Consider the following 9,433-nt stretch of genomic DNA (forward strand, 5'->3'; position numbering starts at 1 on the left):
GACCGCCCGAGCCCGCCCGGCGCGTGCGCGGCCGACGAGGCCGATCGCCGTGGCGACCGCGACGAGGGCGGCGGCGGCGGCGAGCGCGAGCGGCAGGTCCATGACGGGGATGCTAGGCAGCGCGGCCGCCGGCCGGGCGCAGTGTGTCCGAGTGTGACGGGCGGCGAGGCCGCGAGGCATCCTCGATCGGGTGCGCCCGCGGCCGGCGTCGAGGCGGCGGCCGCGCGCCGATCGGCGGGGCAGGGTGCGTGCGAGGCATCCGCGACTACTCTCGAGAGGGTGAGCGAGCCGATCCCCACTCCGTACGAAGACCTCCTCCGCGACGTGCTCGCGACGGGCGCCGAGAAGTCCGACCGCACCGGCACGGGCACGACGAGCGTGTTCGGGCGGCAGTTGCGCTACGACCTCTCGCAGGGCTTCCCGCTCATCACGACGAAGCGCGTGCACTTCAAGTCGATCGCCTACGAGCTGCTGTGGTTCCTGCGCGGCGAGTCGAACGTGCGCTGGCTCCAGGAGCACGGCGTGACGATCTGGGACGAGTGGGCCGACGAACGCGGCGAGCTCGGCCCGGTCTACGGCGTGCAGTGGCGCACCTGGACGGGCCGCGACGGTCGCGTCACCGATCAGATCGCCGACGTGATCGACCAGATCCGCACGAACCCCGACTCCCGTCGGCTCGTCGTTTCCGCGTGGAACCCGGGCGACATCCCCGACATGGCGCTCGCGCCGTGCCACGCGCTGTTCCAGTTCTACGTCGCCGACGGCAAGCTCTCGCTGCAGCTCTACCAGCGCAGCGCCGACCTCTTCCTCGGGGTGCCGTTCAACATCGCGAGCTACGCGCTGCTGACGCACATGGTCGCCCAGCAGACCGGCCTCGAGGTCGGCGACTTCGTCTGGACGGGCGGGGACTGCCACGTCTACGACAACCACCGCGAGCAGGTCGCCGAGCAGCTGACCCGCGAGCCCTACCCATACCCGACGCTGCGCTTCGCCCGGAAGCCCGACTCGATCTTCGACTACGAGTTCGACGACTTCATCGTCGAGGACTACGTCCACCACCCGGCGATCCGCGCCGCGGTGGCCGTGTGACCGCCCCCCGGCTCGGGCTGATCTGGGCCGAGGCCCGCGATCGGGTCATCGGCGCCGGCGGCGGGATGCCGTGGCACGTGCCGGAGGACCTCGCGCACTTCAAGGAGGTCACCCTCGGCGCCCCCGTCGTGATGGGGCGGCGCACGTGGGAGTCGCTGCCGCCGCGGTTCCGGCCGCTGCCCGGCCGTGCGAACCTCGTCGTCACGCGCGATCCCGAGTGGGCGGCCGACGGCGCCGTTCGGGCATCCTCGCTCGAGCAGGCCCTCGCCCTCGCCGCCGAATCGATCGACGCCGCTGAGTTCGACGAGATCGAGGATGCCTCCGCGCCGACGATCTGGATCATCGGGGGCGGACAGCTCTACACGGCCGCGCTCCCGCAGGCCGACGTGCTCGAGATCACCGAGCTCGACCTCGCGGCCGACGGCGACACCCGCGCTCCCGCGCGCGGGCCCGAGTGGCGCGTGACGGTCGAGTCCGGGTGGGCGACCTCGCGAACGGGCATCCGATACCGCTTCCGAACGCTGCAGCGCTGACGCCGCGGTCGGTCGGAGGGGCCGCCGAGGCGATAGCCTGGAGGGCGTGACTCGTGAGAACCCCTTCGGCCAAGTGCTCGTCGCCCTCATCACCCCGATGACCGCCGACGGCGAGGTCGACTGGCCCGCGGTCGAGCAGCACATCGACGACGTCATCTCGGCCGGCGCCGACGGCATCGTCGTGACGGGCACGACCGGCGAGACGTCGACGCTCACCGACCCCGAGAAGCTCAAGCTCGTCGAGGTCGGCAAGTCAGTCTCGGCGGGCCGCGCGAAGATCATCACGGGCGGCGGCTCGAACGAGACCGCGCACGCGATCGAGCTCTACCGAGCCTCCGAGAAGGCCGGCGCCGACGGCATCATGATCGTCACGCCGTACTACAACAAGCCCACCCAGGCGGGCATCCTGACCCACTTCCGGCTCGTCGCCGACGCGACCGACCTGCCGGTCATCCTCTACGACATCCCGGGGCGCACCGGGGTGCCGATCAAGTACGAGACGATCCTGCGCCTGGCCAAGCACCCGAACATCCTCGCCGTGAAGGACGCCAAGGGCGACTTCAGCGAGGTCAGCCGGGTGCTGAACCAGACCGACCTTATGTACTTCTCCGGCGACGACGCCAACGTGCTCCCGCACCTGGCGATCGGCGCCACGGGCCTCATCGGGGTCACGGCGAACATCGCCCCGGCGCCGTACCGCACGATCGTCGACGCGGTGAACCGCGGCGACCTCGCCGCGGCGACCGAGCAGCACCGCAAGCTCGAGCCGCTCGTGCGGGCGACCATGACCCACGTGCCCGGCACCGTCGCGGCGAAGTACATCCTCCACGGCCTCGGCCGCATCGGCTCGCCGCGCGTGCGGCTGCCGCTCGTCGGTCCCGAGGAGTGGGAGGCCGCCATGATCGAGGACGAGATCGGGCTCGTCTCCGGTATCGACGGCGTCGACTTCTCCCGATTCCGCCCCGATCGCAACGCCGCCGCCGGCGGCGCCCTGCCGAAGATCGCCGGCACCACGCGCTGACGGTCCCGGCCCGCGGGCCGGACCGACCCATCCAACCGAACATCGTACAAAGGAGGGCGCATGCCCGACGACATCATCGCCCCGGCGCCGCTCGCGGCCGGGACGCTCCGCATCATCCCCATCGGCGGCCTCGGCGAGGTCGGCCGCAACATGACCGCGTTCGAGATCGACGGCAAGATCCTCATCGTCGACTGCGGCGTGCTCTTCCCGGAGGAGCACCAGCCGGGCGTCGACCTGATCCTGCCCGACTTCGGTTTCCTGAAGGACCGTCTCGACGACATCCTCGGCGTCGTGCTCACGCACGGCCACGAGGACCACATCGGCGGCGTGCCCTACCTGCTGAAGCTCAAGGGCGACATCCCCCTGCTCGGCTCGCGGCTGACGCTCGCCCTCGTGGAGGCGAAGCTCAAGGAGCACCGCATCAAGCCCTACACCCTGCAGGTGAAGGAGGGGCAGGTCGAGGAGCTCGGCCCGTTCGAGCTCGAGTTCGTCGCGGTCAACCACTCGATCCCGGATGCCCTCGCCGTCGCGATCTTCACCGACGCGGGCTCGGTGCTCGCCACGGGCGACTTCAAGATGGACCAGCTGCCGCTGGACGGTCGCCTCACCGACCTCCGCGAGTTCGCCAAGCTCGGCGAGGACGGCATCGACCTCTTCCTCGTCGACTCGACGAACGCCGACGTGCCGGGCTTCACGCCCCTCGAGCGCGAGATCGGCCCGGTCCTCGACCAGGTCATCTCGCGGGCGACGAAGAAGGTCGTCGTGGCGAGCTTCTCGAGCCACGTCCACCGCGTGCAGCAGGTGCTCGATGCCGCCCACGCCAACGGCCGTCGCGTCGCGCTGCTCGGCCGCTCGATGGTGCGCAACATGGGCATCGCCGCCGACCTCGGCTACCTCAAGGTGCCGGACGGCGTGCTCGTCGACTACAAGAAGGCCGGCGACATCCCCGACGACAAGATCGTCTACATGTCGACGGGTTCGCAGGGCGAGCCGATGGCCGTCCTCAGCCGCATGGCCAACCGCGAGCACCAGGTCGAGATCGGCGAGGGCGACACGGTCATCCTCGCCTCGAGCCTCATCCCGGGCAACGAGAACGCGGTCTACCGAGTGATCGACGGCCTCACGCGCCTCGGTGCGAACGTCGTGCACAAGGCCAACGCCCGCGTGCACGTGTCGGGCCACGCGGCCGCCGGCGAGCTCCTCTACTGCTACAACATCCTCCAGCCGAAGAACGTGCTGCCGATCCACGGCGAGTACCGCCACCTCGTCGCGAACGCGAAGATCGCGCAGTCGACGGGCATCTCGCCCGAGCGCACCTTCATCGGCCGCAACGGCACCGTCTACGACCTGAAGGACGGCGACGTGCGCGAGGCCGGGCAGCTCGACCTCGGCTTCGTCTACGTCGACGGTTCGACGGTCGGCGCGATCACCGACGCAGACCTCAAGGACCGCCGCATCCTCGCCGAGGAGGGCTTCATCTCGGTCATCGTCGTCGTCGACGCCCAGACGGGCAAGATCGTCACCGGCCCCGAGGTGCACGCGCGCGGCTTCGCCGAAGACGACGCGGTGTTCGACGAGGTCAAGCCGAAGATCAGCTCGGCGATCCTCGACGCCGTGCAGTCGGGCACGCAGGACCCGCACGCGCTCCAGCAGGTCGTGCGCCGCACGGTCGGCACGTGGGTGAACCGGCGCCTGCGCCGACGCCCGATGCTCGTGCCGGTCGTCATCGCCGCCTGAGGCGGGCATCCGGATGCGACGGCCGGGCCGGGCGATTCCCGCCCGCCCGGCCGTCGCGGTCTTCGGCGCGGATGACGCGGCCGAGCGCAGTCCGCGATCGGCACCCCGAGCCGACCCCGAGACGCCCCTGATTCCACCCCGAGGGGGATACCGCCCGCGCACAGCGACCCCATAGGCTCGGCTCGGCCCGGCCCCCGAACCGCCGGGCGATTCCGACCCGAAGGAGTGTTGTGGGCGTCTGGCGCAAGTGGGTCTTCCCCGCCATCCGAATCGTCCTCGTCGCCGCGATCGCCGCGGCGCTCGTCAAGCTGGCGTTCTTCCCCGACCGCGATCCCTCGGCCGCCGACGCACTCGTGCCGACGGGCACGGTCGTGGAGCCCGACGTCGTCGTCGAGCGGGGGTCGATCGCGAACGACCTGCGCCTGGACGGCACGGTCAACGCCGACGCCGCCGTGCCGGTCAAGGCAGCCGCGACCGGCGAAGTCGACGAGGTGTTCGTCGCGGTCGGCACGACCGTGACCGCGGGCCAGAAGCTCTTCGACATCAAGGTCGCCAACGAGGTCGAACCGGTCGAGACCGTCGGCGAGGACGGCGTCCCGGTCGTGACGGTGCCGAAGCAGACCTACCGGTACGAGAAGGTGCTCGCCCCGGTGGCGGGCGTGCTCTCCTCGCTCGACGTCATCGCCGGGCAGCCCGTCTCGACGGGCGCCGTCTCGGGGCAGGTCGCACCGCCGAGCTTCAACGTCACGGCCACCCTCAGCCCCGAGCAGCAGTACCGGCTCGCGAGCGCGCCGACCGAGGCGACGGTGACGATCACGGGCGGCCCGGCCCCGTTCGCGTGCGGCGGTCTCACGATCACGACGCCGCTCTCGGGAGCGGGCGGCGGTGACGGCGCGACTGGCGTCTCGACGGGCGTCGAGGGGTCGGGCACCACCGTGCGCTGCGCCGTGCCCGGCGACGTCCGGGTCTTCCCGGGACTCGCGGCGAAGGTCGTGATCTCAGCGGGCGCCGCGGCCGACGTGCTCGTCGTGCCGGTGACGGCGGTCTCCGGCGGCGCCGAGAGCGGCGTCGTCTGGGTCCTCGACGAGTCGGGGGAGCAGACCGAGCAGCCGGTGAAGCTCGGCATCACCGACGGGACGCAGGTCGAGGTCGTCGAGGGGCTCGCCGAGGGCGATCGCGTCCTGCAGTTCGTGCCCGGCGCCGCCGGCGAGGCGAAGCAGGAGGCGTGCGTTTCCTCCGACGGCATGACCTGGTGCGGCGAGGTGACGCAGTGACCCTGGTCGAGGCGCACGGCGTCGGGCGTCGGGTCGAACTGCCGGACGGGTCGCGGCTCGACATCCTGCAGGGCGTCGACCTCGTCGTCGAGGAGGGCGACCGCATCTCGATCGTCGGCCGTTCCGGCTCGGGCAAGTCGACGCTGCTGAACCTCCTGGGGCTGTTGGATGCTCCGACCGACGGCGAGCTGGAGTTCCAGGGCCGCGACGTGCGGCGCCTCTCCAGCGGTGCGCGCGACCGGTTGCGGGGGAGCGAGGTCGGCTTCGTCTTCCAGCAGTTCAATCTGCTGCCCGGCCGCACCGCCCTGCAGAACGTGCAGACGCCGTTGCTCTACGATCGCGGCTCCGGGTTCTGGCAGCGCGAGCGGCTCGCCCGCGAGATGCTCGAACGCGTCGGGCTCGGCGCGCGGCTCGAGGCCAAGCCCGATCGGCTCTCCGGCGGCGAGCAGCAGCGCGTCGCGATCGCCCGCGCGCTCGTCCGGAAGCCGAAGCTCATCCTCGCCGACGAGCCGACCGGCGCCCTCGACCTCGAGACCGGCGCCGAGGTGATGTCGCTCATCGAGTCCGTCGCCGACGAGAGCGGCGCCGCGCTCGTCACCATCACGCACGACCTCGCGATCGCCGCCCGCTCGAACCGGCACCTCCGCCTCGTCGGCGGCCGTCTCGAGCCGTTGGATGCTGCGCCGTCGGCGCCCGCGGTCCCGGCACCGGGCACGCTCGCCTCCTCCGTCGATCCCGCCCTCGACGAACGGCTCACGGCATGATCCGCGCGCTCGGACGCGCGGCGACGGGTGCCGTGTCGACGATCGTCGAGGCAGGGGAGGAACTGCGCATCCATCGCGGCCGCGTGCTGCTCTCCCTCGTGGGCGTCGCCGTCGCGATCTGCGCGCTCGCGACCGTCGTGGCGGCCGGCTCGATCGCCGAGCAGGCGATGCGGGAGCAGCAGGAACGCGACGGCGGCAGGCCGGCGACCTATCAGATCGACCTGTCCGGGATGAGCGGTCCGCTCGACCCCGCGACCGCCGCACCCGCGTGGGAGACCGCGCTCGCCCGGCACGGCATCGAGTTCGCCGCCAGATCCGCCCAGTTCATGACCGACGTGCAATTCGCGGACGGCGTCGTGAGCACCTCGATCGAGGCCGTCGATCCGGACTACGGCCCCATGCGGCGGGTCCAGCCGATCCTCGGCGAATGGTTCGCGGACGGCGACGCCGGACGGCTCGCCCCCGCGGTGATCGTGAACGAGAACTTCTGGGAGCGCCTCGGCAGCCCACCGCTCGAGACGCACCCGACGGTGCAGTTCGTCGGCGCGGAACCCCGCACCGGCGTGGTCGTCGGCGTCGTGGAGAATCGCGGGCAGTGGGACACCGACCCCTGGGCGTATCTGCTCTTCGACGATGCCGAGGCGCTCATGGCGCCGTCGCCGGACCCGATGTTCGGCGGGCTCTACGTCACGTACGCCATGTGGTTGCCGGAGGGCGATGCCGAGGCGATCGCCTCCTCGGTGGTCGACGCGCTCGAACTCGAACTGGCCGGCGTCGACGTGCAGGTGTCGCAGTACCGCACGGATTACGCGGCGTACGGCGACGATCCGTTCGCCCAGCTGAAGCTCGTCATCGGCGGCGTCGCCGCGGTCGTCCTGCTGCTCGGCGCGCTCGGTCTGCTGACGATCGCGCTCGTGACGGTGCGCACGCGCATCCGGGAGATCGGCATCCGCCGTTCGTTCGGCGCGACCGCCGGGCGGGTGTTCTTCTCGGTGCTGATGGAGAGCGTCGTCGGCACGTTCCTGGCGGGCGTCGTCGGCGTCGGCATCTCGATCGCGCTCGTGCGCAGCCCCCTCGCGGCGATGGCGCTGAACACCGACGACGTACAGGACCTGCCGGGCTTCCCGGTCGAGGCCGCCGTCGTCGGCATCGGCGCCGCGGTGCTCGTCGGGGCGCTCGCGGGCCTCATCCCGGCGCTCACCGCCGTCAAGGTGAAGGTCATCGACGCGATCCGCTTCTGAGCCGGATGACCGTGAGGGGCGGTTCCGCCGCCCCTCCCGCCTCCCGAAACCCCCGTGAAACATGTCGGGCGTACGCTCCCGCCATGGAGGCGGTCTCGATCAGACAGGCCGTCCCGTCGGACGGCCCCTTCCTCGCCGACATGGTCGTCGAGGCGGCGAACTGGCGCCCCGAGATCGCCCGGCCGCGCGTCAGCATCCTGGGCGACCCCGTCTACGCGTCGTACATCTCCGGCTGGCAGCGCCCCGCCGATCGCGGCGTCGTCGCGATGAGTGCCGACGGCGAGGCGATCGGCGCCGCCTGGTATCGCATCTTCCCGGCCGACGCGCCCGTCCACGGCCACGTCGAGCGCGGCGTGCCCGAGCTGATCATCGGCGTCCGGCCGATGTGGCGCGCGCAGGGCGTCGGGCGTGCGCTGCTGCGCCGGCTCATCGTCGAGGCCGGAGCGGCGGGCTACGCGCGCATCGGGCTGTCGGTGGAGCACGGCAACTTCGCCCAGGGGCTCTATCGGGCCGAGGGCTTCGAGCACCATGTCGACACCGGGGACCGCGACACGATGGTGCGCATCCTGCGCTGACGCGCCCGGAGCGGCCGATCGCCGGTTCCGCACACCCCGGGGGCGTTGGCGGGCGATGTCGGCGCGCGCCCCTACCCTGGACGCATGGCCGGCAGCACCAGCACGAACTCGCGCGCGTCGAAGACGCCCGCGCGCGGCAGCAGCGCGCGCGGCACGTCCCGGCCGGCGGCGCGTTCGGCGTCCAAGACGGCGCCCACCAAGAAGCTCCCGCGGAACGTCCCGACCGGGCCGAACGTCTTCGTCCGGATGTGGATGGGCCTCGCCCATGTGACGGGCGGCGCCGCCCGTGCGCTCGGACCCGAGACGCTCGGCAAGGAGGAACGTCGCGACGGACTGCCGTTCTTCCTCGTCCTGCTCGCGATCGCTGGCGCGGTGGTGGAGTGGTTCTTCATCAACGACGACCTCGCGCGCCAGTTCGACGCCTGGACGTTCGGCGGCCTCTTCGGCCGGCTCGCGTTCGCGCTGCCCGTGATCATGCTGTGCTTCGCCGTCTGGCTGTTCCGTCACCCGGCGAGCGTCCACGACAACACGCGCATCGGCATCGGACTCGGCCTGCTGCTCCTGACGATCGCGGGGCTCTCGCACCTGTGGGGCGGACAGCCCCAGCCGGCCGAGGGCATGCCGGTGCTCGCGCAGGCGGGCGGCATCCTGGGGTGGATGCTCGCGGCGCCGCTCATCGCGCTCATCACGGTGTGGGGCGCGGGCGCGGTGCTCATCGTGCTCGGGGTGCTCTCGATCCTCATCATCACGAAGACGCCGCCGAACCGCATCGGCGAGCGGCTCGGCGAGCTCTACCGCTGGCTGTTCGGTGCACCCGAGCGCGAGGCCGCTGCGCCCGCCGCCGAAGCGGCGACCAAGTCGAAGCGGCGCGGCAAGAGCGAGCCGGCGCCGCTCGACGGCTTCGACGACCTCGACGACGAGGCCGCGCCCGCGATACTGCCGTGGTGGCGGCGCAACGCGTCCAAGCGCGAAGAGGACCCCGACTTCGCGCACGCCGAGACGGCCGACCTCGACGCCGTGCTCGGCGCGGGCTCCGCGGTCGGCGGCTTCGACACGGCGCTCGAGGGCGCGAAACGACCGACGGCCGCCGACGACTACGGCACCGAGGTCCTGGCCGACCTCGAGCGCGCCGAGCGCGCCGTCGGCGCGTTCACGGGCGACGCGACGGCCGTGGCCGGCGCGGCCGCGCCGGCGGGCGC

The 9,433-nt window shown here is 72.0% G+C and carries 9 protein-coding genes; all 9 read left to right on the plus strand.

Annotated features, from left to right (window positions below; translation table 11 throughout):
- Positions 1-279 precede the first annotated feature (279 nt).
- A complete protein-coding gene (locus GB864_RS17065) occupies positions 280-1,089 on the plus strand; it encodes a thymidylate synthase (protein ID WP_160426892.1) in 810 nt (269 codons plus the stop codon).
- Complete coding sequence (locus GB864_RS17070; protein WP_160426893.1) at positions 1,086-1,622, plus strand: dihydrofolate reductase; 537 nt, start codon at positions 1,086-1,088, stop codon at positions 1,620-1,622. The genes GB864_RS17065 and GB864_RS17070 overlap by 4 nt, the downstream gene beginning before the upstream one ends.
- 46 nt (positions 1,623-1,668) lie before the next feature.
- Entirely contained in the window at positions 1,669-2,643 is a 975-nt protein-coding gene (gene dapA, locus GB864_RS17075; RefSeq protein WP_160426894.1) for a 4-hydroxy-tetrahydrodipicolinate synthase, read from the plus strand.
- A 60-nt stretch (positions 2,644-2,703) separates the two neighbouring features.
- Entirely contained in the window at positions 2,704-4,380 is a 1,677-nt protein-coding gene (locus GB864_RS17080; protein ID WP_160426895.1) for a ribonuclease J, read from the plus strand.
- A 230-nt stretch (positions 4,381-4,610) separates the two neighbouring features.
- Positions 4,611-5,654, plus strand: a complete 1,044-nt coding sequence (locus GB864_RS17085) for an efflux RND transporter periplasmic adaptor subunit (RefSeq protein WP_160426896.1) — start codon at positions 4,611-4,613, stop codon at positions 5,652-5,654.
- Entirely contained in the window at positions 5,651-6,418 is a 768-nt protein-coding gene (locus tag GB864_RS17090; protein ID WP_160426897.1) for an ATP-binding cassette domain-containing protein, read from the plus strand. Before GB864_RS17085 ends, GB864_RS17090 begins: the two co-directional genes overlap by 4 nt.
- A complete protein-coding gene (locus GB864_RS17095; protein WP_160426898.1) occupies positions 6,415-7,659 on the plus strand; it encodes an ABC transporter permease in 1,245 nt (414 codons plus the stop codon). The genes GB864_RS17090 and GB864_RS17095 overlap by 4 nt, the downstream gene beginning before the upstream one ends.
- A gap of 83 nt (positions 7,660-7,742) precedes the next feature.
- Positions 7,743-8,234 carry a GNAT family N-acetyltransferase gene (locus tag GB864_RS17100; protein WP_160426899.1) on the plus strand — a complete coding sequence of 164 codons (492 nt, stop codon included), beginning with the start codon at positions 7,743-7,745 and terminating at the stop codon, positions 8,232-8,234.
- Between the two features lie 84 nt (positions 8,235-8,318).
- Positions 8,319-9,433, plus strand: a 1,115-nt coding sequence (locus GB864_RS17105) for a DNA translocase FtsK 4TM domain-containing protein (RefSeq protein WP_202107343.1), incomplete at its 3' end; no start/stop codon positions are given.

Origin of the sequence: Agromyces seonyuensis (assembly GCF_009789225.1) — a bacterium.
GTDB lineage: Bacteria > Actinomycetota > Actinomycetes > Actinomycetales > Microbacteriaceae > Agromyces > Agromyces seonyuensis.

Excerpts from the sequence above, each read along its gene's own strand:
- GB864_RS17080 (WP_160426895.1), top strand. The coding sequence starts at position 2,704 with ATGCCCGACGACATCATCGCCCCGGCGCCGCTCGCGGCCGGGACGCTC.
- GB864_RS17095 (WP_160426898.1), top strand. The coding sequence starts at position 6,415 with ATGATCCGCGCGCTCGGACGCGCGGCGACGGGTGCCGTGTCGACGATC.
- GB864_RS17100 (WP_160426899.1), top strand. The coding sequence starts at position 7,743 with ATGGAGGCGGTCTCGATCAGACAGGCCGTCCCGTCGGACGGCCCCTTC.